Source organism: Phenylobacterium soli, assembly GCF_003254475.1.
Lineage (GTDB): Bacteria > Pseudomonadota > Alphaproteobacteria > Caulobacterales > Caulobacteraceae > Phenylobacterium > Phenylobacterium soli.
Map to the genome: position 1 here is coordinate 3,007,669 of NZ_QFYQ01000001.1, position 22,035 is coordinate 3,029,703.

The following is a 22,035-nucleotide window of genomic DNA, read 5'->3' on the forward strand; positions in this document are numbered from 1 at the left end:
GGGGTTTGGAAGGCAAGAGAATGGCGGCGAAAGAAGCGGCTCCGCGCGTGGAGCTGACGGTCCGGGGCGTGATCCTGGGGGTGCTGATCACCTTCGTCTTCACCGCCGCCAACGTCTTCCTGGGCCTGAAGGTGGCGCTGACCTTCGCCACCTCGATCCCGGCCGCCGTCATCTCCATGGCCCTGCTCCGGGCCTTCCGGAACGCCTCGATCTACGAGAATAACATCGTCCAGACGGTGGCCTCGGCGGCCGGCGCCATGGCCTCGGTGGTGTTCGTCCTGCCGGGCCTCGTCATCGTCGGCGCCTGGACGGGCTTCCCGTTCTGGATGACCTTCGGCCTCTGCGCCCTCGGGGGCGTCCTCGGGGTCATGTACACGATCCCCCTGCGCCGGGCGCTCGTCACCGAGAGCGACCTACCCTATCCCGAAGGCGTCGCCGCCGCCCAGGTGCTCAAGGTCGGCTCGGGCGAGCACGGCGACACGCCCGAGGCCGAGGCGGACAGCCGCAAGGGCCTGATCACCATCACCGTGGGCGCCCTCGCCGGCGCCGCCTACGCCCTTGCCACCGCCGCCCAGCTGTTCTCCGCCGAGGTCTCCCGCTACGTGCGCACGCCCAACGGCGGCGCCACCGGCCTCGGCGCCCAGGCCTCCCTCGCCCTCTTCGGCGCCGGCCACCTGATGGGCGTCGCGGTCGGCGCGGCCATGATGGTCGGCCTGATCGTCGCCTGGGGCTTCGCCGCCCCGATCCTCACCGCCATGTCGCCGGCCGATGCGGCGACCAGCGTCTCCGACTGGGCCCAGGGCGTCTGGAGCCACCAGGTGCGCTTCATCGGCGCCGGGGCGATCGGCGTCGCCGCCATCTGGACCTTGGCCAAGCTCGCCAAGCCCCTGGTCACCGGCGTCGCGGGCGCCATGGCCGCCGAGCGCCGCCGCCGGGCCGGCCAGGGCGCCAGCCTGGCCCGCACCGAACAGGACATCCCGATCGGGGTGATGACCCTGATCTCGCTCGCCTGCCTGGCGCCGATCGCGGTGATCATCGCCGTCTTCCTGTCCGGCGGGCCGCTCGCGGGCCTCGTGGTCCCGCTGACGATCGCCGCCGTGCTCTACATCGCGGTGGCGGGCTTCGCCGTGGCCGCGGTCTGCGGCTACATGGCCGGCCTGATCGGCTCGTCCAACAGCCCGGTGTCGGGCATGGCCATCCTGTCGGTGCTCGGCGCGGCCCTGATCGTCGCGGCCATCGGCCTGCCCGTGCTCAAGGCGGGCGACGCCAAGCCGCTCGTCGCCTTCGCCCTGCTGGTCACCAGCGTGCTGATCTCGGTGGCCATCAGCGCCAACGACAACCTGCAGGACCTCAAGACCGGCCAGCTCGTCGACGCCACGCCCTGGCGCCAGCAGGTCGCCCTGGTGATCGGCGTCATCGCCGGCTCGCTGGTGATCCCGGTGATCCTCAACCTGCTCAACAAGGCCTACGGCTTCGCCGGCGCGCCGGTGCACGGCATTTCCGGCACGCCCCTGGCCGCGCCGCAGGCGACCCTGATCTCGACCATCGCCACCGGCGTGATCGGCGGCAACCTGAACTGGGGCCTGATCGGCGTCGGCGGCCTCGTGGGCGCGGCCCTGGTCGCCGTCGACGAACTCCTCCGCCGCAGCGGCCGCTACAGCCTGCCGCCGCTAGGCGCGGCCCTCGCCATCTACCTGCCCTCCAGCGTCACCGTGCCGGTGATCATCGGCGCCTTCGCCGGCTGGATCTTCGACCGCCGCGCGGACAAGGGGCGGAGCCCCGAGGCGACCAAGCGCCTCGGCGTGCTGCTGGTCTCCGGCTACATCGTCGGCGACTCCCTGCTGAACGTGGCCCACGCCGCCCTGATCGTCGCCACGGGCAAGGGCGCGCCCCTGGCCCTCGTCCCCGCCGACTTCGCCCCGGCGACGCCGCTGGCCATCGCCGTCTACGCCCTGGTGGCCGCCGGCCTCTACCTGTGGGTCGCCAGACAGGCGAAGCGGGCCTGATCCTCGCCTGTCCTGATCCTCCACCCTGCTGACAGCGTGGTGTCAGCAGGTCCGGAGGCCGGATCGACGCAGGGGCTTCGTTCCCCTTGCGTTCTGGTGTAATGAGTCGGGTCGGACGCCTACATTAAGGCGCTTGCCGAGCGTCCTTGCGGGCGCCTTGTGGGGGACCTTCGGCGAAGACCAATCGTTTCCGGGACAAAATGGCCGACCACCAGAACCTGATCCGCGTCCGTGGGGCGCGTGAGCACAACCTCAAGGACGTCAGCGTGGACATCCCGCGCGGCGAGCTGGTGGTGCTGACCGGGCTCTCCGGGTCGGGCAAGAGCTCGCTCGCCTTCGACACCATCTACGCCGAGGGCCAGCGGCGCTACGTGGAGAGCCTCTCGGCCTACGCCCGCCAGTTCCTGGAGCTGATGAGCAAGCCGGACGTGGACCTCATCGAGGGCCTGTCGCCGGCCATCTCCATCGAGCAGAAGACCACCAGCCGCAACCCGCGCTCCACCGTCGGCACGGTGACCGAGATCCACGACTACATGCGCCTGCTCTGGGCGCGCGTGGGCGTGCCCTATTCGCCGGCCACCGGCCTGCCGATCGAAAGCCAGACCGTCAGCCAGATGGTCGACAAGCTGACGGCCCTCGACGAAGGGACCCGCATCTACCTGCTCGCGCCCGTGGTGCGCGGCCGCAAGGGCGAATACCGCAAGGAGATCGCCGAGTGGCAGAAGGCCGGCTTCCAGCGGCTGAAGATCGACGGCGAGTTCTACCCGATCGAGGACGCGCCGGCCCTCGACAAGAAGTTCAAGCACGACATCGACGTGGTCGTGGACAGGCTGGTCACCAAGCCTGGCCTCGAGAGCCGCTACGCCGACAGCCTGGAGACCGCCCTGCGGCTCGCCGACGGCATCGCCGTGGCCGAATGGGCCGACAAGGACCCGACCGAGGCCGAGCCCCGCCGGCTGATCTTCTCCGAGAAGTTCGCCTGCCCGGTCTCCGGCTTCACGATCAGCGAGATCGAGCCGCGCCTCTTCTCGTTCAACAACCCCTACGGCGCCTGCCCGGTCTGCGATGGCCTCGGGGCCAAGCTCGCCTTCGACGCCGACCTGGTCGTTCCGGATAAGGACCGCACCCTGCACAAGGGCGCGGTGGCGCCCTGGGCGCGCGGTCCCTCCCCGCTCTACACCCAGACCCTGCAGGCGCTGGCGCGGCACTACGGCTTCTCCATGGACGAGCCCTGGTACAAGCTGCCGGACAAGGCCAAGCAGGTGGTGCTGCACGGCTCGGGCGATGAGAAGGTCCGCTTCGTCTACGACGACAACGCCCGCCGCTACGAGGTCAACAAGACCTTCGAGGGCGTGCTGCCGAACCTCGAGCGCCGCTGGCGCGAGACGGATTCCTCCTGGGTCCGCGAGGAGCTCGGCCGCTACCAGTCCGAGACGCCGTGCGAAGCCTGCGGGGGCTTCCGCCTGAAGCCCGAGGCGCTGGCGGTGAAGATCGCCGGCAAGCACATCGGCGAGATCTCCAACCTGGCGATCAAGAACGCCCGGAACTGGTTCGACACCCTGGACGGCCAGCTCACCGACAAGCAGATGGAGATCGCCCGGCGGATCCTGAAGGAGATCAACGACCGCCTGCGCTTCCTGGTGGACGTCGGCCTCGACTACCTGAACCTCTCCCGCGGCTCCGGCACCCTTTCCGGCGGCGAGAGCCAGCGCATCCGCCTGGCCAGCCAGATCGGCTCGGGCCTGACCGGCGTGCTCTACGTCCTCGACGAGCCCTCCATCGGCCTGCACCAGCGCGACAACACCCGCCTGCTGAACAGCCTCAAGGGCCTGCGCGACCTCGGCAATTCGGTGCTGGTGGTGGAGCACGACGAGGAGGCGATCCTCACCGCCGACCATGTGATCGACATGGGCCCGGCCGCCGGCGTCCACGGCGGCGAGATCATCGCGCAGGGCAAGCCGGCCGACATCATGGCCGAGCCGAAGAGCCTGACCGGCCAGTATCTCTCCGGCGCCCGCGAGATCGAGGTGCCGCAGGACCGCCGACCGTTCTCGAAGAAGAAGATGCTGCGGGTCATCGGCGCCACCGGCAACAACCTCAAGGCCGTCACCGGCGAGATCCCGATCGGCGCCTTCACCTGCATCACCGGCGTCTCGGGCGGCGGCAAGTCCACCTTCACCATCGAGACCCTCTACAAGGCCGCCGCGCGCCGGCTGCACAACGCCTCTGACGCCCCCGCGCCGCACGAACGGATCGAGGGGCTGGAGCACTTCGACAAGGTCATCGACATCGACCAGTCGCCGATCGGACGCACGCCGCGCTCGAACCCGGCGACCTACACCGGCGCCTTTCAGCCCATCCGCGACTGGTTCGCCGGCCTGCCGGAGAGCAAGGCGCGCGGCTACGGCCCCGGCCGCTTCTCGTTCAACGTCAAGGGCGGCCGCTGCGAGGCCTGTCAGGGCGACGGCCTGATCAAGATCGAGATGCACTTCCTGCCGGACGTCTACGTCACCTGCGACGTCTGCCACGGCCGCCGCTACAACCGCGAGACGCTGGAGGTGATGTTCAAGGGCAAGAACATCGCCGACGTCCTCGACATGACCGTCGAGGAGGCCGCCGAGTTCTTCAAGGCGGTGCCGCCGATCCGCGAAAAGATGGAGACGCTGAAGCGCGTCGGCCTCGGCTATGTGAAGGTCGGCCAGCAGGCGACGACGCTCTCGGGCGGCGAGGCCCAGCGGGTCAAGCTCTCCAAGGAGCTGAGCCGGCGCGCCACGGGCAAGACCCTCTACATCCTCGACGAGCCGACCACGGGCCTGCACTTCGAGGACGTGAAGAAGCTCCTGGAGGTGCTCCACGAGCTGGTCGACCAGGGCAACACCGTGGTCGTCATCGAGCACAACCTCGACGTCGTGAAGACGGCCGACTGGCTGGTCGACTTCGGTCCCGAAGGCGGCGACGGCGGCGGCGAGATCGTCGCCCAGGGCAGCCCCGAGCAGGTCGCGGGCAATCCCAAGAGCTGGACCGGCCGCTACCTCGCCGAACTCCTCGAACGCCACCGCGAACGCCGCGGCGCAGCCAGGAAACGCGCATGATTCTCTACGGAGCGCCCAACCCGGCGCCGAACCCCAGGCGGGTGCGCATCTTCCTGGCGGAGAAGGGCATCGACCTGCCCGAGACGCCGGTCAGCCTGATGAAGGGAGAGCACAAGAGCCCCGAGCACCGGGCGCGCAATTCGCTCGGCCAGGTGCCGACCCTGGTGCTCGACGACGGCACGGCGATCTCCGAGACGGTCGCCATCTGCCGCTACTTCGACGAGACGCAGCCTGAGCCGCCGCTGTTCGGCCGGACTCCGGTCGAGAAGGCGCTGGTCGACATGTGGATCCGCCGCGTCGAGTTCACGGTGATGCAGCCGGTCGGCAACTTCTGGCGCCACGCCCATCCGCGCACCGCCGCCCTGCTGACCCAGTACAAGGACTTCGGCGAGTCCAACCGCGAGGCCTACGGCAAGGCCCTGAGCTGGCTCGACCGCGAGCTCGCCGGACGCGCCTTCATCGCCGGCGAGGCCTATTCGATGGCCGACATCTGCGCCCTGACGACGGTGGACTTCGCCGACTGGATCGGCCTGCCGGTCCCCGACGATCTGTCGAACGTGCGGGCCTGGCGCGAGCGCGTCTCGGCCCGGCCGAGCGCCCAGGCCTGAGCCGACCTAGCCTTCCAGCGCCTGGTAGGCCGCCATGGCCGGGGCCGCGCCGAGCACGATCATGAACGGAGAGAGCACGAGTTCGAAGGCCATCTGGGAAAGGTAGAGCCCCGGGTGGCTCTGCAGGGCCTCGGGGTCGCTCATCGCCTCGATCACCGAGCCGAAGCCGGCGGTGAAGCCCGAGACCAGCACCAGCGCCACCCAGGCCGCGATGCTGACCAGGGCCACGAGGCACGCCGCCAGCAGGGACATGCCGATGAGCCGCCAGACCTGGCCGCGGGTGATCCGCCAGGACTGGGCGAAGACCAGCCGCCGCTGGGCGAAGGAGGCCGGCGCCGCCATCGAGAAGCGCACGCCCAGCCAGACCGCCGCCACGAAGCCGGCCGTGACGATCGCAAAGCCGGCTCCAGGCGTGTCGCGCATGGCCGCCGCGCCCATCACCGCCACCCCGATCACCAGGAAGATGATCACCATCAGCCCGAGCCAGACGGCGAAGATGCGCAGCTCGTCCGGTCCGATCCGCAGGTGCAGGAAGGCCGGCTCCTCGGGGCGCACCATCAGGCGGTAGAGGCCGCCGACGATGATCACCTGGATGGCGACGGTTCCGATGCTGGCCACGAGCCCGCCGAGCACGCCGCTCAGCTCGCTCGCGCCGCCGCCGGCCGCGGCCGAGACGCCGATGGCGACCACCACGGTCACCACGATCATGGCCACCAGGGCGACGAGATTGAAAAGGGCCCAGCCCGCCACCACGCGCCAGTGGCGGCGGATCGTCTGGGCGCCGGCGAGCGCCGCGTCGCTGGGCGAGAAGCTGGTCATCGAGGATCCCAAGGGTCGGACGCCCAGCTTAGCCTTGCCGGCGTCAGGCGCTCAACGGCTCCGCAGGGGCAGGCGCGGCCGGCGGGTCCACGTGGAGCTGCTGGTAGGCGACCGCCAGCGGCGAGGAGATCATCACCACCTGCACCACCTGCAGGATCAGCTCGAGCGCCAGGTAGAGCAGGAACGAGATCAGCGCCGCCGGGCCGAGATGGCGGATGTCGGCGATCGCCTCGGCGCCGCCGGCCAGCGCCACCAGCGCAGCGGCCACGATGCTGATCAGCAGCCAGACCATGATGTAGAAGATCACCGCTAGCACCAGCATGCCCAGCAGCCGCCAGAAGTGGCCGCGGGTCAGGGCCCAGGCGCCCTTCAGGTCGATCTTGTGCTCGGCGAAGGTGTAGGGCGTGACCAGCGACAGGCGCACGCCCACCCAGATCGTGAAGGCCAGGATCGCGGCCGCGCCGATCAGGGCGAACACCCCGCCACCCTGTCCTGCGAGGTTGAGGGCGATGAACTCCACGAACAGGCAGATGAGGCCGATCACCACCATCAGCACATTGACCGCCGCGAGCTTCAGCTCGTCGGCGCCGAAGCGCAGGTGCAGGAAGCCCTTCTCCTGCGGTCGCAGCACCAGGCGGTAGATGCCGGCCTGGAACGTGGCGGTGAGGGCCATGACGGGGGCCAGCACCAGCAGGAACGCCGGCCACGACTTGGCCAGCATGGTGCTGATCTGCTCGATGTCGTCCGGCGCCAGGTCGCGCTTGCCAACGAGGTGCATCAGCTGGGGATCGAGGGCGGCGAGCATGAGCTGGCCGATCAGGGTGATGCCGATGGCGTAGACCACGCCCCAGGCAAGCACCGTTCCGGGGCGCTCCCGCGTCAGGCGGAAGCCCTCGAGGGCGGCGTCACTCGGCGAAAAACGGCTCATCTGCGTCCCTGACCCACTCGCCTTCCTTTGAACGAGTCGGTCCCCCTTTCGCTGCAAATTGTGCGGGGCCGCAGGCGCACGCAAGGCCCCGCTCGCGAACGGGCCCGATCGTTGCTAGTTAGCCACGCATGACGATCAGACCCGTGCACGTGGTGGGCGGCGGCCTCGCCGGTTCCGAAGCCACATGGCAGCTGGCCCAGGCCGGCGTGCCCGTCGTGCTCCACGAGATGCGCCCCGTGCGCAAGACCGACGCCCACCAGACGGACCGGCTGGCCGAGCTGGTCTGCTCCAACTCCTTCCGGGCCGACGACTGGACCGGCAATGCGGTCGGCCTGCTGCACGCCGAGATGCGCAAGCTCGGCTCGGTGATCATGGCCTGCGGCGACGCCCACCAGGTGCCGGCCGGCGGCGCCCTGGCCGTCGACCGGGAAGGCTTCTCCGAGGCCGTCACCGCGCGCCTCGAAGCCCACCCGCTGGTCACCATCGCCCGCGAGGAGGTGGCCGGCCTGCCGCCCGCGGATTGGGACAGCGTCGTCGTCGCCACCGGCCCCCTCACCTCGCCCGCCCTGTCCGAGGCCATCCTGGCCCTCACCGGCGAGGGCCAACTCTCGTTCTTCGACGCCATCGCCCCGATCGTGCACCTCGAGTCCGTCGACATGGACATCGCCTGGCGCCAGTCGCGCTACGACAAGGAAGGTCCCGGCGGCGATGCGGCGGCGTACATCAACTGCCCGATGACCAAGGAGCAGTACGAGGCCTTCATCGACGCCCTGCTGACCTCGCCCAAGTCCGAGTTCAAGGAGTGGGAGCACGTCCCATATTTCGACGGCTGCCTGCCCATCGAGGTGATGGCCGAACGCGGCCGCGAGACCCTGCGCCACGGCCCGATGAAGCCGGTCGGGCTGACCAATGCCCACAAGCCCGACGAGAAGGCCTACGCCATCGTCCAGCTGCGCCAGGACAACGCGCTCGGCACCCTTTGGAACATGGTCGGCTTCCAGACCAAGCTGAAGCACGGCGCCCAGACCGAGGTCTTCCGCATGATCCCCGGCCTCGAGAAGGCGGTGTTCGCCCGTCTCGGCGGCCTGCACCGCAACACCTTCCTGAACTCGCCGCGCCTGCTGGACGGGACCCTGCGCATGAAGGCCGACCCGCGCCTGCGCTTCGCGGGCCAGGTCACCGGCGTCGAGGGTTATGTGGAGAGCGCCGCGGTGGGCCTCCTCGCCGGCCGCTTCGCCGCCGCCGAACGGCTGGGCCGCGCCGCCGTCGCCCCGCCGCCGACCACGGCGCTGGGCGCGCTCGTCGCCCACATCACCGGCGGTCACCTGGAAGGCGGCGCCGGCTCGTTCCAGCCGATGAACATCAACTACGGCCTGCTGCCGCCGCTGGAGGCGCCCAAGTACGGCCCCGACGGCAAGCGCCTGCCCAACAAGGAGCGCGGCCGCGCCAAGAAGCGGCTGGTGGGCGAGCGCGCCCTTGCCGACCTCGACGCTTGGATCGAAGGCCAACGGGCGCTCGAACCGGCGGAGTAGCTGGATCCGTCGCTAGATCCGCCCTCTGGCGACAGCCCAGATGAGACGCAGCCGGCGGGCAAGGTCCGAGCCTTTGCGCCGGCCGGCGAGCGCCGCGTGGGCGACGGCCGGGAACGCCTCAGGCGGGAGGTGCTTCATCGCCGCGCGGGCGCCGGCCAGGGTCTTCTCGAAGACGCCGCCGAACACCGGCGCCTCGGCGGCCTTGCGCCCGAGCGCCCAGGCCGTGCCCGCGGCCCGCGCCGGTCCGACATCGGCGCCCGGCGCCAGGATCAGGGCGGCGATCTCGGCGGCTAGGCCGCCCGTGTCCCGCGCCCAGGCCAGCGCCTCCTTGGCGTCCATGGGCGAGGCGTCCAGCTCGCGATAGCGGGCGTCGATCAGGGTCTCCAGCGGGGGGCGGGTGAGCCCGCGGCGGCGGACCGCCTCGGCCAGAGCCTGGGCCGTCGGATGGCGGCGCACGGGCCGACCCTCGAAGATCTCGTCCAGCACCTCGCGCCACCAGGTCAGCCGGATCTCGCCCAGCAGGGAATTGCTCGTGATCCGCGGGGCGCGCGCCAGCTCGTGGTCGAAGGCGTAGAGCGCCACCACGTCGGCCCGCTTGTCGGCGTCGCCGATGAACCGGCTCGACATCCAGCGGTCCGGGTCCACGCGGCGCAGCTGGGTGTCCAGATCCGCGGGGTCGAGGTCTTCTTGCGGCGCGTCGTCCATCACTCAAAACCAAAAGGCCCGCCGGTGAGGCGGGCCTTCCGATCCTAGATCGTTTCGGCGATCAGCCGAAGATCGTCTGGTTCATGGTCATGGTCACCAGCATCGGCACCGACAGGAAGGTGTTGATGCGGGAGAAGATCATCGCCTTGCGGCCGGCGGCCGCCTTGGCGTCCGCGTCGGCGTCGACGATGCCGAGGGCGATCTTCTGGGCCGGCCAGATGAAGGCCCAGACGTTGATGAACATGATCGTCGCCAGCCACATGCCCAGGCCGATGAAGGCGAACTGCGGCACCTGGAAGCCGTTGCCCAGCAGGAAGGCCGAGACGAGGTAGCCGCGGTTGAAGGCCAGGATGATTCCCATCACCCAGGTGAACAGGGCCGCCCAGCGGAACCAGAACAGCGCCTCAGGCGCGATGTACTTCGAGACCGCCGGCTTCAGCTCCGCCGGGATCTCCGGCATTTTCCGGATCTGCACGAAGTTGAAGTAGTAGAGCAGGCCGATCCACAGGATGCCGAACAGCACGTGCAGCCAGCGGAACACGCCCTGCCAGAAGATGGCGTCCGCGCCGCCGTGGTGCATCAGGTAGCCGGCGATGATCACGATCGCCAGGATGAAGCTGACGATCAGCGTATTTCGCAGGTTTGAGAGCATAGCAGTCATGGAAACGTCCCCGAGCGAGTCCTACCGTTGGACTCAGGTATAGGGCGTTTCGACGCAGGCCGGAAGGCACGGCGCAGCTTGGGGCGCCCCTAGGAGAGCACCGGCCGCCTAGACGGCGATCAGGGCGGCCGCCAGCCGGCGGCCCTCGGCCGTGAGGAAGTTGTAGAGCTTGGCGGCCTCGGCCGTGGCCATGAACTCCAGCCCCATGCCCATGGCGCGCAGGGAATCGCGCACCGCGATCGGCGGCATGGCGTTGACCTTCCCGACCCCGAGCAGCAGGAATTCCACCTCGGCCCGCCCGGCCGCGAAGACCGGAGCCAGGCTCTCGGGCGTCAGCTCGGCGAGGCTCGCCACCGCCCAGCTTCGCGCCTCGTCCCCGACGATCAGCACCGAGCCGGCATGCCACTCGCCGGAGAGGCGGAAGCCGCCGGCCCCGTAGCTGTCGATGGTGGGGGCGTTGCGGGCCACGAGGACCGTTCCCCTTAGGGCCGGGCCGGCCGCGCGCCGCCCGGCGGCTGGATCACCTCGGCGTCGTCCTCGCCGCGCTTGACGCCCCACAGCATGATCACCGGGGCGGCGATGTAGATCGACGAATAGGTGCCGATCACGATGCCGAACAGCATGACGATGGACAGGCCCCACAGCGAGGGCCCGCCGAACAGCGCCAGGGCGATCAGCGCCAGCACGGCGGTGAAGCTGGTGATGATGGTCCGGGTCAGCATCTCGTTGATCGACATGTCGATCACCTCACCGAGCGGCATCTTCTTGTACTTCCGCAGGTTCTCCCGGAAGCGGTCGAAGACCACGACGGTGTCGTTCATCGAGTAGCCGATGATGGTCAGGATCGCGGCGACGACGGTCAGGTTGAACTCGATCCGCATCACGGCGATCAGGCCGAAGGTCAGGAAGACGTCGTGGAACAGGGCCGCCACCGCGCCCAGTCCGAACTGCAGCTCGAACCGGAACCAGATGTAGAGCAGCATCAGCAGGATCGCGCCGCCCAGGGCCATGACGCCCGAGCTGAGCAGCTCGGTGGAGACCTTGGGGCCGACGACGTCGGCGCGGGTGAACTTCACCGGCGACACCGCCTGGGCGATCTTCGCCTTCACCGCCTCGGCGGTCTTGTTGGCGTCGGCGCCTTCCGGGGTCTGGAAGCGGACCATGGCCGAGGACGGCGAGCCGAAGCCCTGCACCTGGATGTCGCCCAGGTGCATGGAATCCACCGCGCCGCGGATCTTGCTGAGGTCGGCCGCGGCGGGCGCGGTCGACAGCTCGAGCACCGAACCGCCCTTGAAGTCGATGCCGCACGCCAGCCCGCCGCAAGGCGGGGTGAACGGATAGAGCGCCAGGAACAGCGAGCCGATCACCGCGACGATCGACAGCGCGGCGAAGTACTTGGCCAGCCGCACGAACCGGAAGTGGGTGCGGACCGGCAGGACCTTGATCAGGGGCCAGAAATGCATGGTCTTGGCTCCTTACGCGATCGGCAGGGACTTGGGCCGGGTGGTGCGGAACCACCAGGCGAGCAGCACTTGGGACACCAGCACCGCCGAGAACACGGTCGTCAGCACGCCGATGGACAGGGTCCAGGCGAAGCCCTTCACCGGTCCGGAGCCGAACTGGAAGAGGATCAGCGCCGACAACAGGTGGGTGATGTTGGCGTCCATGATCGTGCCGAACGCTCGGCTGAAGCCGGCGTCCATGGCCGAGATCAGGTTGCGGCCAGCCCGTAGCTCGTCGCGCATGCGCTCGTAGATCAGCACGTTGGCGTCCACCGCCACCGCCAGGGTCAGGATCAGGCCCGCGATGCCCGGCAGGGTGAGCGTCGCCTGGGTGAGGCTCATGATGCCGATGATCATCAGGCCGTTCACGACGAGCCCGATCAGCGAGATGCCGCCGAAGAGGACGCCGTAGATGCCGATCATGAACACCACGACGCCGGCCAGGCCGACGACGGCGGAGATGGTGCCGGCCCTGACCGCGTCGGCGCCCAGTTCGGCGCCCACCGTGCGCTGTTCCTCGACCTTCAGCGGGGCCGGCAGGGCGCCGGCGCGCAGCAGGACGGCGAGGTCGTTGGCGCTCTCGGCGGTGAAGTTGCCCGTGATCTGGCCCGAGCCGCCGGTGATGGCGCTCTGGATGACCGGGGCCGAGATGATCTTGTTGTCGAGGACGATGGCGAAGCGCTTGCCGATGTTGGCGCTGGTCACGTCGCCGAAGCGCCGCGCGCCGACGCCGTTGAAGCGGAACTGGACGATGGCGCGGCCGGTCTGCGAATCGAAGCCCGGCGAAGCCGAGGTCAGCATCTCGCCCGTCACAACCGACCGCTTCTTGACCAGCAGCGGCGGGCCGTCTGTGGCGTTGGCGTAGGGCAGCAGGATGTCGCCGGGCGGCAGGCGGCCGGCGGCCACGTCCTGCGGCGACACGCCCTCGTCGACCATCTGGAAGGTCAGCTTGGCGGTCTGGCCGATGATGTTCTTCAGCCGCTCCGGATCGCTCTCGCCCGGCACCTGGATGAAGATGCGGTTCTTGCCCTGGCGGGCGATGTCCGGCTCCTTGGTGCCGAGCTGGTCGATCCGCCGGCGGACGATCTCGATCGACTGCTCGACCGCCTTGGCGGCCTCGGCGTCGAAGGCCTCGGGCACGAAGGCGACGCGGATGCGCTGGTCAGGCTCGGTGGCGACCGTCACCTCCTGGCCGCCGGCCGCGCCGGCCAGCGGAACCGCCAGGGTGCGCCGCAGGGCGTTCTGGGCCTCGGTCAGCTTGGCCGGATCGGTGATCCGCACGCTGATGCCGCCGTTCACCTGGCCAAGGTCGGTGAAATCGATGTTGTCGTTGCGCAGGGTGGTGCGCACGTCCTCGATCATGTTGGTCAGGCGCTCGGCCATCAGCGCCTGGGTGTTGACCTCGAGCAGCAGCGAGGAGCCGCCCTGCAGGTCGAGACCCAGGTTCAGCGCCTTCTTCGGCACGAAGCCCGGAAGGGCGTCGAGCGTCTGCTTGGGCAGGAGGTTGGGCAGGGTGAACACCAGCCCGAGCACCGTCGCGATGACGACGAGCAGGACCTTCCAGCGCGAAAGGTTCATCATGGCGGGGGTGTGGCCCTAGTGCTTCGAATCGTTCGCGGGGGCCGGCTCGCCGCGGGTGCGCACCTCGGAGATCATCGACTTGACCACCTTCACGGTCACGCCGGTGGCGATCTCGACGCCCACTTCCGCGTCCTCGACCCGCACGACCTTGCCGATCATGCCCGAGGACAGCACCACGGTGTCGCCGCGCTTCACCGCGGAGATCGCCTGCTGGTGCGCCTTCATCCGGCGCTGCTGCGGCCGGATCATCAGGAAATAGAACAGCACGACCAGCGCGATCAGCGGCAGGAACTGGATCAGCATGTCCTGGGGACCGCCCGTGGCGGCGCCGGCGGCGGTCTGGGCGTAGGCGGGGGTGGCGAACATGGCCTCTCCGAGTAGCGTCGCGGGCGGCCGATGGGGACCCCCGTCAAGGTGGCCGGAAGCTATGGGCTCTGCCGCGGTTTTGCAATGGAACCCGCCGACAGGTAAGCCGAAGTCCATGGACGCCGAGCTACAACCCCTCCTGCTGCGGATTGCCGAGGCCCTGGAGCGGCTCGCCCCGCCGGCCGGGGCCCGCCCCGACTTCGCCGCCGCGCGGCTGTTCCGCCACGATCCGGACACCGGCGCCTTCCACCCCGCGCCGGACTATCCCCTGTCGCTGGAAAGCCTGGTCGGCGTCGATCGACAGAAGGGGCGCTTCCTCGAGAACCTGCAGCGCTTCGCCGAGGGCCTGCCCTATAACCACGCTCTCCTCTGGGGCGTGCGCGGCACCGGCAAGAGTTCGCTCGCCAAGGCCGCCTTCATGGCCGTGACCAAGACCGCGCCCGACCTGAAGCTGGTCGAGGTCGACCGCGACCAGGTGACCGCCCTGCCCCAGCTGTTCGACGCCCTGCGCGTCCGGCCCGAGCGCTTCCTGGTGCTCTGCGACGACCTGTCCTTTGAGGAAGGCGCGGCGGCCGCCAAGGCGCTGAAATCGGCCATGGAGGGCGGCGTCTCGGGCCCGCCGGCCAACGTCCTGTTCGTCGCCACCTCGAACCGCCGCCACCTGATGCCGCGCGGCCACGGCGAGGACCGCGGCCTGATCGCCGCGGCCGAGGACGCCGAGGAGGAGGTCAGCGTCTCCGACCGCTTCGGCCTGTGGATCGGCTTTCCGCCGATGGACCAGGAGACCTACCTGGCGGCGGTCAGGGGCTACGCCGAGACCTACGGCCTGGGCGTCGAGGATCTCGATCGTCGCGCCCTGCAGTGGGCGCAGACCCGCGGCGGCCGCTCAGGCCGCGTGGCCTGGCAGTTCATCCGCGACCTGGCGGGCGAACTCGGCAAGAGCCTGCCGCTGTAGACCGCTCCCATCTCTCCCCTGAAAGGGAGGGAGTCAGCGCGGCAGGACGAGCTTGGGATCGACCGGCCGGGCGCGCTCCAGCGGGCTCGGCGCATAGCGCACCTCGAAGTGGAGCTGCGGCTCGGCGACCCCGCCGGTGGAGCCGGCCTGGCCGATCTCCTGACCCTGGCTGACCTTCTGCTGCATCTTCACCTCGACGCGGGACAGGTGGCCGTAGGCCGTCACCCAGCCGTCGGCGTGCTTGATCAGCACGAGGTTGCCGAAGCCCGGCACCTGGTCGCCGGCATAGACCACGTCGCCGCTGGCGGCGGCGCGGACCGCGTCGCCGGCGTTGGCCTGGATGTTGACGCCGTCATTGCGCTGGCCGGCGGTCTTGGGGCCGAAGTCGGAGATGATCTGGCCCTTCAGCGGCCACTGGAAGCGGCCCCGGCCAAGCTCGGAGATCTGGGCGTCGGTCGGCGGCGCGGCGGCCTGGGGCGCGAGCGGCGGGCCGTTGGTCGTCGCCGGTGGCGGCGAATAGGGCCTCGGCGTCACCACTGGCGGCACGTAGGGCCGAGGAGTCACGGCCGGCGGGGCCGAGCTCGGCGCCGGGGTGATGGTCGTGGTCGCACGCTCCGGCGGCGTAATGACCTGCGGCCGCTCCTCGACGGGCGGCGTATAGACCCGCGGCCGCACGGTCGGCGCGGCGGGACGCTCCTCCTCGCGCCGCGGCGCGGGCGACGCGCCGTGGTCGCGCCAGCCCTCCGGCAGGACGAGCTTCTGACCCGAGCGGATGGAGGCGCGGCGCGACAGGCCGTTGGCCGCTCGCAGCTTCTCGGTGGACACGCCGAAGCGCCGGGCGACCTCGGCGAGGGTGTCGCCCGAACGGGCCACATAAGCCTTCGAATAGATCCGCGGACCTTTTAGCGTCTGACCCGGACGGATGGCCGAGCCCTTCAGCTTGTTGTCCTTCTTCAGCGTCGGCACGTCGGTGTCGAGCTTGTCGGCGATCTTGTCGAGGGTGTCGCCCCTCTTGACCTTGTAGGCCACCGGCGGCCCCTGGACGTCGACCACCCGGCCCGCCGCCGACGAGCCCTCGGAGACCTCCTCCCGCGCCGTCGTCTTGCGCCGCGAGGACGTGGCCTTGGGCGCCGGCTCCTCGGCCGGCGCTTCCGCGCCCGGAAGTTTCAGGGTCTGGCCGGCGTGGATCGAGCCCCGCGCCGAGATGTCGTTGGCCTCGCGCAGCTCGTCGAGGCCAATGCCGAGCTTCTTGGAGATCGAATAGAGGGTGTCGCCCTTCTTCACCGTGTAGCTGGTCGGCGCCTCGGGCTCGGCCTTGGCGCGGGACCTCTTCGACGAGGTCTTCGGCTCGGCCTTGTCGGCCGGCTTATCGGCGCCGGGGACCTTCAGCTCCTGGCCGACGTCGATCGCATTGCCGCGAAGCCGGTTGGCCTTCTTCAGCTCGGTCACCGAGACGCCGAGCTTGTCGGCGATCTTGCCCAGGGTGTCGCCCTTTCGGACCGTATAGGTCGAGGGCGTCTCGTCGGCGACGGGTTTGGCCGCGGCCTTGGTCGCATGGCGCCGGTGCGTCGCCGCCAGGAACAGCTGGGCCGGAGCCTCGCCGCGATCCACCGCCGGCGTGAACAGGCCTTCCCGCGCCGAGGCGGACACGCCCGCCCGCGAGGCGTCGGCCATGGACACCGCATAGGTCGGCGTCGCGCACGCTCCGAGAGCGGTCGTCGCGAACAGGACCAGGGCGGATCTTGCGAGGATTTGCGTCATCGCCGCTCCCAAGGGCAGTCAAAGGAATCATTCTGGGCGCGAGGGCAGTTTGGTGGATGCCTCCCACCCCCGCCACCCGCAAACGTCCGTAGCGGAAGCCTCTCAGAGCTCCTTGGCCACGCCGTCCAACAGGGGGACGAAGCGCACATCTGTTAGCGCCTCGACGGTGAAGCCCCCCTTACCGTCGCCGGTATATCGTCGGAGTTCCTGCACCGGACCCTTGCCGATGGGCGCAACCAGGATGCCGTTCGGCTTCAGCTGCGAAAGCAAGGCCTTGGGCTCGGACGGCGCCGCCGCCGTGACCATAATGCGGTCAAAAGGCGCCTGTTCTGGCCAACCTTTACCGCCGTCTCCGAACTTGGTGATCACGTTGGTGAGACCGAGCGCCTTGAAGCGGGACTCGGCCTCCTTCATCAGCGTCCGGTAGCGCTCGATGGTGTAGACCAGCCGCGACAGCTTCGAGAGGATCGTCGTCTGGTATCCGGAGCCGGTGCCGATCTCGAGCACCCGCGAGCGGCTCTCGACCTTCAGCGCCTGGGTCATCAGGCCGACGATGAACGGCTGGCTGATGGTCTGGCCGCAGGCGATCGGCAGGGCCGAATCCTCGAACGCCCGCTCCTTGAAGAGGTCCGGCGTGAACAGCTCCCGGGGCGTCGTCTCGATGGCGTTCAGCACCGCCGGGTCGGTCACCCCTTGCGAGCGCAGCGCCAGGACCAGGCGGGCCAGGGCGGCGTCGGGCGTCTCGTTGTCCTCGGCCATGCGCCTAGAGCCTCGGCGGCGGGCCGCCGAGGGCCCCCTTCATCGCGTACACCGTGGCCATGTGCGACAGGTCGATGTGCAGCGGCGTCACCGAGATGCGGCCTTCGTAGAGGGCGCGCAGATCCGTGCCCTCCTCAGGCTTGGAGCGCTCGGGCCGGAAGCCGATCCAGTAGTAGTCGCGGCCGCGCAGGTCGGTGCGCTTCTCGGCGATGCGCACCTGCACGTCGCGGAAGCCCTGACGGGTGACCTCCACCTCGCCGACCTTGTCGACGGGCAGGGCCGGGAAGTTGACGTTCATGATCACGTCGGCGGGCCAGCCCACCTCGACGAGGCGCTTGACGATCCCGGGCGCGAAGGCCTCGGCCGCCTCGAAGTAGTTGTCCGACGGGTCGTAGGAGCCCATCTGCGACAGGGCGACGCCCGGCACGCCCAGGGCCATGGCCTCGATCGCCCCGGCCACCGTTCCGGACATGGTCACGTCCTCGGCGAGGTTGGCGCCGCGGTTGACGCCCGACAGCACCAGGTCCGGCGGACCGCCCTCCATCAGCTCGCGTACGCCCAGCATGACGCAGTCCGTCGGCGTGCCGGTGGTGGCGAACTTGCGCTCCCCGAGCTTCCGCACCCGGATCGGCTCGGCCAGGGTCAGCGCCCGGCTGGCTCCCGACTGCTCGTACTCGGGAGCGCAGACCCAGACGTCGTCCGACAGCTGGGCGGCGATCCGCTCCAGCACGGCCAGGCCCTCGGCGTTGATGCCGTCGTCGTTGGTGAGGAGGATCCTCACCCCTCGCCCCCGATGTGCGTCAGCCCCGGCAGGTAGCGGTGCAGGGCCTGCGGGATGGCGATGCGCCCGCCCTCGTCCTGATAGTTCTCCATCACCGCCACCAGGGTCCGGCCGACGGCCAGGCCCGAGCCGTTCAGGGTGTGAACGTAGCGCGTGCCCTTCTCGCCGGCCTTCTTGGCGCGGGCGTTCATCCGCCGGGCCTGGAAGTCGCCGCAGTTGGAGCAGGAGCTGATCTCGCGGTAGCGGCCCTCGGACGGGATCCACACCTCGAGGTCGTAGGTCTTGCGCGCGCCGAAGCCCATGTCGCCGGCGCACAGCAGCATGGTGCGGAACGGCAGCTCCAGCCGCTTCAGCACGGTCTCGGCGCAGGAGACCATCCGCTCGTGCTCCTCCACCGACTGGTCGGGCGTGGTGATCGAGACGAGCTCGACCTTGTTGAACTGGTGCTGGCGGATCATGCCGCGGGTGTCGCGGCCCGAGGCGCCGGCTTCGGAGCGGAAGCACGGCGTCAGCGCCGTCACGCGCATCGGCAGCTCTTCCTCGGCGAGGATCTGCCCCATGACGAGGCTCGTCAGCGGAACCTCGGCGGTGGGGATCAGCCAGCGGCCGTCGGTGGTCTGGAAGAGGTCGCTCGCGAACTTCGGCAGCTTGTCGGTGCCGTAGGCGGCCGCGTCGTTGACCAGCAGCGGCGGGTTCACCTCGGTGTAGCCGTGCTCCTCGGTCTGCAGGTCGAGCATGAACTGGCCGATGGCCCGCTCGAGCTGCGCGAGCTGGCCCTTCAGCACGACGAAGCGCGCGCCGCTCATGCGGGCGGCGGCCTCGAAGTCCATCAGGCCGAGGCCTTCGCCGATCGACTGGTGGTCCTTGGGCGAGGAGATCGCGAAGGGCTCGCCCCAGCGGCGGACCTCGACGTTGTCGTGCTCGTCCTTGCCCGGCGGCACGTCGGCGGCCGGGATGTTGGGCAGGGTCTCGAGCAGCGACTTCAGGCCCTCGCCCGCCTCGCGCTCGGCTTCGGCGTGGGCCTCGAGGTCCTTCTTCAGGGTCTCGACATGCGCCATCAGGCGCGTGGCCTCGGCCTCGTCCTTCTGGGCCTTGGCCTGGCCGATCTTCTTGGAGGCGTCGTTGCGCTCGGCCTGGAGCGCCTGGCCCTGGGTCTGGGCCTCACGGAGCTTCGCGTCGAGGCCGAGGATCTGCGCCACCAGCTCGGAACCGGACAGCCCCTTCGCGCTCCAGGCTTTCTCGTAAAGCTCGGGGGTTTCGCGAATGGCTCTTACGTCGTGCATCGGAGGCCGTGGGCTATAGGTGGGCGGCCCTTCCTAGTGCGCGTCGGCGGGGGCGCCAAGGCGCTAGGCTGCGGCGGCGGCGTCCTCGCGCGCTCGGCGCCCCTCGATCAGGCGCACGCAGCCGATCGAGATGAAGTAGAGCAGGATGATCGGCAGGGCCAAGAGGGTCATGCTGATCGGGTCGGGCGGCGTGACGATGGCCGCGGCGATGACGATGCCGGCCACCGCGAAGCGCCAGCCGGAGAGTAGGGTCCGGGAGCTGACCAGCCCCGCCATGGCCACCAGCGTCAGCACCACCGGCAACTGGAAGAACAGGCCGAAGCAGATGACGAGCGTGGTGATCAGGTCGAAGTAGTCCGACACCTTTGGCAGGAGCTGCACCGAGATCCCCGCCGTGCCGACGATCTGCTGCGAGAGCGAGAACCACAGCACGAACGGCATGATCATGTAGTAGACGAGCGCCGCGCCCATCACGAACAGCGCCGGCGCGGCGACGAGGAACGGCAGGAAGGCGCGCCGCTCGCGCTTGTAGAGGCCCGGCGCCACGAAGGCGTAGACCTGCCAGGCGAGCACCGGGAAGGCGAGGATGATCGCCCCGAACGCGGCCAGCTTCACCTTCGTGAAGAAGAACTCCAGCGGCGCGGTGAAGACGAGGCTCGTCACCTTGCCGGTCGGGGTCGGCAGGTCGAGGACGCCGATCAGCGCCAGGAACATGTTCTTCGCCCCGGTCAGCATGGCCAGGGCCTGGGCGCCGAGGTCGGACGCGTGGGTGTCATGGCGCAGGGCCAGGAGCTGGGCGGCGATCGAGAACGGTCGCAGCAGGAACTCGAACAGCGGGCCGGCGAAATAGAAGCAGACGAGGAAGGCGGCGAAGAAGGCGATGATGCAGGTGATCAGCCGCTGACGCAGCTCGACCAGGTGGTCCAGCAGCGGCGCGCGGGACGCCTCGATCTCGGCCTCGTCGGAGGTGTAGTCGCTCACCCCTCGCCTCCCGCCGGCTTGCGGGCCCGCGTCCTGGCGTCCGGCTTGGCGCCCGCGGCCGCCTTCTTGGCCGTTGTCTTGGCCGGCGCCCTGGGTGCGGCCTCCGGCTTGTCCTTTGCAGCGGCCGGAGCCTTGGCCCTAGCGCGCGGCTTCTTGGGGGCCGGCTCGGCGGCGGCGATGGTCATGGCCGGCGCAGCCTCGGCCGGACCGGGCGCCGAGGGCGCCTCGCTGTACTGATAGCTCATCGGCGGATGCAGCTGGACGCCGACGTCGGCAAGGCTTTGGTGGATCTCGCCGACCACCTGGTTGGTCTCGGCCAGGCCCGCCGCGCGGGCGGCTTCGTCGGCGAGTTGGCCGCGGCGCAGCGCCTCGACCTCACGCCGCAGCTCGTCGAGCTCGGACTGGCGGGCCATCTCGTCGAAGCTGGCGCGGAACTCGGCCGCCATGCCGCGCAGCTTGGCCATGAACTGGCCGAGCCGGCGCAACAGGATCGGGAGGTCCTTCGGGCCCACGATCACCAGGGCCGCGATGGCGGCCAGCAGGAGCTCGAGGCTCTTTCCTTCCAAGAACATGACGTGGCCTTAGCGCGCTTTCACCCGCGAGGAAACGAGACGGCGCGGCGCCCGGCTCAGCTGTGAGCCTTGTCCTTCTCGGACTCCTTCGGCAGCGGCTTGGCTTCGGCCGTCTTGGTCTCTTCGTCCTCGCCCTTCAGGCCTTCGCGGAACGCCCGGATGCCCTTGGCGGTGTCGCCCATGATGCCGGAGATACGCCCACGGCCGCCGAACAGCAGCGCGAGCAGCGCGACCACGATGAGGACGTGCCAGATGGAAAGCGAACCCATGACGCCAAAGCTCCTTCAGGCGGACGGCGGCCCCCGGACCGCGACCCGCGATATGTCTCGACGGGCTATATAGTCCGTCCCGCCAACGCACGCCACGCGGCATTCCGAGGCGCTAGCCCGCCCCGCCAGCCGCGCGGAACTAGTTTTCCAGCTCCTCGGCCTCGCCGAGGTAATCTGTGTGGAATTCGGGCGCCTCGCCGGCTTCCAGCGGATCCTCGTCGGGCCCCAGCGCCGCCGGATCGGGCATGGCGAAGTCGGCCGGAAGGTCCAGCGAGAGCAGGCCCGCGGCCTTCATCTCGGCGACGCCCGGCAGGTCGGCGAGGCTCGCCAGCCCATAGTGCTCCAGGAAGGCTTCGGTGGTGCCGTAGGTGACCGGCCGGCCCGGCGTGCGCCGCCGCCCGCGCATGCGCACCAGGCCGAGCTCCAGCAGGACGTCGAGCGTCCCGCGGCTGGCCGCCACGCCGCGCACCGCCTCGATCTCGGCGCGGGTCACCGGCTGGTGGTAGGCGATGATCGCCAGGGTCTCCTGGGCCGCCTTGGAGAGCCGGCGCGGCTCGTCGCGCTCCTCGGTCATCAGCCAGGCGAGATCGGCGGCGGTCTGGAAGCGCCAGCGGTCGGCGACGCAGACCAGTTCCACGCCCCTGCCCGTATAGCGGGCGGCGAGCGCCGCCAGGGCGGCCTCCACGTCCGCGCCTTCCGGCAGCCGCCGCGCCAGGTCGTCGAGGCTCAGGGCCCCCGCCGCCGCAAACAGCAGAGCCTCGACCTCGCGTTCGGTCTCGGCGGTCACGATGCGATCCTCCCCTCAAGGGGAGGTGGTCCGAAGGAGCGGAGGGGGTTGCGGCCCACGCCCCTCGCCGCCGGGGGCTTCAACCCC

21 protein-coding genes are annotated in these 22,035 nt (G+C 69.9%); 5 read left to right on the forward strand and 16 right to left on the reverse strand.

Features of this window, described 5'->3' with window-relative positions; translation table 11 throughout:
• Nucleotides 1–20 precede the first annotated feature (20 nt).
• From DJ017_RS14955 to DJ017_RS14965, 3 genes are all read left to right on the forward strand, one after another.
• Nucleotides 21–2,006 carry an OPT family oligopeptide transporter gene (locus tag DJ017_RS14955; protein ID WP_111529463.1) on the forward strand — a complete coding sequence of 662 codons (1,986 nt, stop codon included), beginning with the start codon at nucleotides 21–23 and terminating at the stop codon, nucleotides 2,004–2,006.
• A 200-nt stretch (nucleotides 2,007–2,206) separates the two neighbouring features.
• Entirely contained in the window at nucleotides 2,207–5,098 is a 2,892-nt protein-coding gene (gene uvrA, locus DJ017_RS14960) for an excinuclease ABC subunit UvrA (protein ID WP_111529464.1), read from the forward strand.
• Complete coding sequence (locus DJ017_RS14965; RefSeq protein ID WP_111529465.1) at nucleotides 5,095–5,706, forward strand: glutathione S-transferase family protein; 612 nt, start codon at nucleotides 5,095–5,097, stop codon at nucleotides 5,704–5,706. Before uvrA ends, DJ017_RS14965 begins: the two co-directional genes overlap by 4 nt.
• 6 nt (nucleotides 5,707–5,712) lie before the next feature.
• Here DJ017_RS14965 and DJ017_RS14970 read toward each other — a convergent pair whose 3' ends face one another.
• Together DJ017_RS14970 and DJ017_RS14975 are read right to left on the reverse strand one after the other, a co-directional pair.
• Nucleotides 5,713–6,525 carry a hypothetical protein gene (locus tag DJ017_RS14970; RefSeq protein WP_111529466.1) on the reverse strand — a complete coding sequence of 271 codons (813 nt, stop codon included), beginning with the start codon at nucleotides 6,523–6,525 and terminating at the stop codon, nucleotides 5,713–5,715.
• Between the two features lie 43 nt (nucleotides 6,526–6,568).
• Nucleotides 6,569–7,453 carry a hypothetical protein gene (locus DJ017_RS14975; protein WP_111529467.1) on the reverse strand — a complete coding sequence of 295 codons (885 nt, stop codon included), beginning with the start codon at nucleotides 7,451–7,453 and terminating at the stop codon, nucleotides 6,569–6,571.
• Nucleotides 7,454–7,581: 128 nt separating this feature from the next.
• Here DJ017_RS14975 and trmFO point away from each other — a divergent pair, with 128 nt between their 5' ends.
• A complete protein-coding gene (trmFO, locus tag DJ017_RS14980; RefSeq protein ID WP_111529468.1) occupies nucleotides 7,582–8,985 on the forward strand; it encodes a methylenetetrahydrofolate--tRNA-(uracil(54)-C(5))-methyltransferase (FADH(2)-oxidizing) TrmFO in 1,404 nt (467 codons plus the stop codon).
• Between the two features lie 12 nt (nucleotides 8,986–8,997).
• Here trmFO and DJ017_RS14985 read toward each other — a convergent pair whose 3' ends face one another.
• The 6 genes from DJ017_RS14985 to yajC all read right to left on the reverse strand — a co-directional run bounded on the left by DJ017_RS14985 (nucleotide 8,998) and on the right by yajC (nucleotide 13,800).
• Nucleotides 8,998–9,690, reverse strand: coding sequence for a squalene/phytoene synthase family protein (locus DJ017_RS14985; protein WP_111529469.1), 693 nt, complete (start codon nucleotides 9,688–9,690; stop codon nucleotides 8,998–9,000).
• A 61-nt stretch (nucleotides 9,691–9,751) separates the two neighbouring features.
• A complete protein-coding gene (locus DJ017_RS14990) occupies nucleotides 9,752–10,351 on the reverse strand; it encodes a urate hydroxylase PuuD (protein WP_111529470.1) in 600 nt (199 codons plus the stop codon).
• Between the two features lie 108 nt (nucleotides 10,352–10,459).
• Nucleotides 10,460–10,819 carry an Mth938-like domain-containing protein gene (locus DJ017_RS14995; RefSeq protein WP_111529471.1) on the reverse strand — a complete coding sequence of 120 codons (360 nt, stop codon included), beginning with the start codon at nucleotides 10,817–10,819 and terminating at the stop codon, nucleotides 10,460–10,462.
• Between the two features lie 14 nt (nucleotides 10,820–10,833).
• A complete protein-coding gene (secF, locus tag DJ017_RS15000) occupies nucleotides 10,834–11,814 on the reverse strand; it encodes a protein translocase subunit SecF (RefSeq protein WP_111529472.1) in 981 nt (326 codons plus the stop codon).
• Between the two features lie 12 nt (nucleotides 11,815–11,826).
• Nucleotides 11,827–13,434: a protein translocase subunit SecD gene (gene secD, locus DJ017_RS15005; protein ID WP_111529473.1), complete on the reverse strand. Its 1,608-nt coding sequence runs from the start codon at nucleotides 13,432–13,434 to the stop codon at nucleotides 11,827–11,829.
• Nucleotides 13,435–13,449: 15 nt separating this feature from the next.
• Complete coding sequence (gene yajC, locus DJ017_RS15010; RefSeq protein ID WP_111529474.1) at nucleotides 13,450–13,800, reverse strand: preprotein translocase subunit YajC; 351 nt, start codon at nucleotides 13,798–13,800, stop codon at nucleotides 13,450–13,452.
• Between the two features lie 115 nt (nucleotides 13,801–13,915).
• Here yajC and DJ017_RS15015 point away from each other — a divergent pair, with 115 nt between their 5' ends.
• Entirely contained in the window at nucleotides 13,916–14,755 is an 840-nt protein-coding gene (locus DJ017_RS15015) for an ATP-binding protein (protein ID WP_111529475.1), read from the forward strand.
• 33 nt (nucleotides 14,756–14,788) lie between these two features.
• On the opposite strand, the gene DJ017_RS15020 is transcribed toward DJ017_RS15015, so the two are convergent.
• From DJ017_RS15020 to scpB, 8 genes are all read right to left on the reverse strand, one after another.
• Nucleotides 14,789–16,516: a LysM peptidoglycan-binding domain-containing protein gene (locus DJ017_RS15020; RefSeq protein ID WP_111529476.1), complete on the reverse strand. Its 1,728-nt coding sequence runs from the start codon at nucleotides 16,514–16,516 to the stop codon at nucleotides 14,789–14,791.
• A 102-nt stretch (nucleotides 16,517–16,618) separates the two neighbouring features.
• The gene (locus DJ017_RS15025) at nucleotides 16,619–17,275 is read right to left on the reverse strand and encodes a protein-L-isoaspartate(D-aspartate) O-methyltransferase (RefSeq protein WP_111529477.1); all 657 of its coding nucleotides are present in this window, start codon (nucleotides 17,273–17,275) and stop codon (nucleotides 16,619–16,621) included.
• A 4-nt stretch (nucleotides 17,276–17,279) separates the two neighbouring features.
• Entirely contained in the window at nucleotides 17,280–18,056 is a 777-nt protein-coding gene (gene surE, locus DJ017_RS15030) for a 5'/3'-nucleotidase SurE (protein ID WP_111529478.1), read from the reverse strand.
• Nucleotides 18,053–19,339, reverse strand: a complete 1,287-nt coding sequence (serS, locus tag DJ017_RS15035) for a serine--tRNA ligase (protein ID WP_111529479.1) — start codon at nucleotides 19,337–19,339, stop codon at nucleotides 18,053–18,055. Before serS ends, surE begins: the two co-directional genes overlap by 4 nt.
• A gap of 63 nt (nucleotides 19,340–19,402) precedes the next feature.
• Nucleotides 19,403–20,320 (reverse strand): twin-arginine translocase subunit TatC, encoded by a 918-nt coding sequence (tatC, locus tag DJ017_RS15040; protein WP_111529480.1) that lies wholly within the window; start codon nucleotides 20,318–20,320, stop codon nucleotides 19,403–19,405.
• Nucleotides 20,317–20,892 carry a Sec-independent protein translocase protein TatB gene (gene tatB / locus DJ017_RS20845; protein WP_111529481.1) on the reverse strand — a complete coding sequence of 192 codons (576 nt, stop codon included), beginning with the start codon at nucleotides 20,890–20,892 and terminating at the stop codon, nucleotides 20,317–20,319. Before tatB ends, tatC begins: the two co-directional genes overlap by 4 nt.
• Before the next feature lie 56 nt (nucleotides 20,893–20,948).
• Nucleotides 20,949–21,161: a Sec-independent protein translocase family protein gene (locus DJ017_RS15050; protein WP_111529482.1), complete on the reverse strand. Its 213-nt coding sequence runs from the start codon at nucleotides 21,159–21,161 to the stop codon at nucleotides 20,949–20,951.
• Between the two features lie 139 nt (nucleotides 21,162–21,300).
• A complete protein-coding gene (scpB, locus tag DJ017_RS15055) occupies nucleotides 21,301–21,948 on the reverse strand; it encodes an SMC-Scp complex subunit ScpB (RefSeq protein ID WP_377284561.1) in 648 nt (215 codons plus the stop codon).
• Nucleotides 21,949–22,035 lie beyond the last annotated feature (87 nt).

Coding starts and splice junctions, on each gene's coding strand:
- DJ017_RS14955 (WP_111529463.1), top strand. CDS start 21: ATGGCGGCGAAAGAAGCGGCTCCGCGCGTGGAGCTGACGGTCCGGGGC.
- uvrA (WP_111529464.1), top strand. CDS start 2,207: ATGGCCGACCACCAGAACCTGATCCGCGTCCGTGGGGCGCGTGAGCAC.
- DJ017_RS14965 (WP_111529465.1), top strand. CDS start 5,095: ATGATTCTCTACGGAGCGCCCAACCCGGCGCCGAACCCCAGGCGGGTG.
- DJ017_RS14970 (WP_111529466.1), bottom strand. CDS start 6,525: ATGACCAGCTTCTCGCCCAGCGACGCGGCGCTCGCCGGCGCCCAGACG.
- DJ017_RS14975 (WP_111529467.1), bottom strand. CDS start 7,453: ATGAGCCGTTTTTCGCCGAGTGACGCCGCCCTCGAGGGCTTCCGCCTG.
- trmFO (WP_111529468.1), top strand. CDS start 7,582: ATGACGATCAGACCCGTGCACGTGGTGGGCGGCGGCCTCGCCGGTTCC.
- DJ017_RS14985 (WP_111529469.1), bottom strand. CDS start 9,690: ATGGACGACGCGCCGCAAGAAGACCTCGACCCCGCGGATCTGGACACC.
- DJ017_RS14990 (WP_111529470.1), bottom strand. CDS start 10,351: ATGACTGCTATGCTCTCAAACCTGCGAAATACGCTGATCGTCAGCTTC.
- secF (WP_111529472.1), bottom strand. CDS start 11,814: ATGCATTTCTGGCCCCTGATCAAGGTCCTGCCGGTCCGCACCCACTTC.
- secD (WP_111529473.1), bottom strand. CDS start 13,434: ATGATGAACCTTTCGCGCTGGAAGGTCCTGCTCGTCGTCATCGCGACG.
- yajC (WP_111529474.1), bottom strand. CDS start 13,800: ATGTTCGCCACCCCCGCCTACGCCCAGACCGCCGCCGGCGCCGCCACG.
- DJ017_RS15015 (WP_111529475.1), top strand. CDS start 13,916: ATGGACGCCGAGCTACAACCCCTCCTGCTGCGGATTGCCGAGGCCCTG.
- DJ017_RS15020 (WP_111529476.1), bottom strand. CDS start 16,516: ATGACGCAAATCCTCGCAAGATCCGCCCTGGTCCTGTTCGCGACGACC.
- DJ017_RS15025 (WP_111529477.1), bottom strand. CDS start 17,275: ATGGCCGAGGACAACGAGACGCCCGACGCCGCCCTGGCCCGCCTGGTC.
- serS (WP_111529479.1), bottom strand. CDS start 19,339: ATGCACGACGTAAGAGCCATTCGCGAAACCCCCGAGCTTTACGAGAAA.
- tatB (WP_111529481.1), bottom strand. CDS start 20,892: ATGTTCTTGGAAGGAAAGAGCCTCGAGCTCCTGCTGGCCGCCATCGCG.
- DJ017_RS15050 (WP_111529482.1), bottom strand. CDS start 21,161: ATGGGTTCGCTTTCCATCTGGCACGTCCTCATCGTGGTCGCGCTGCTC.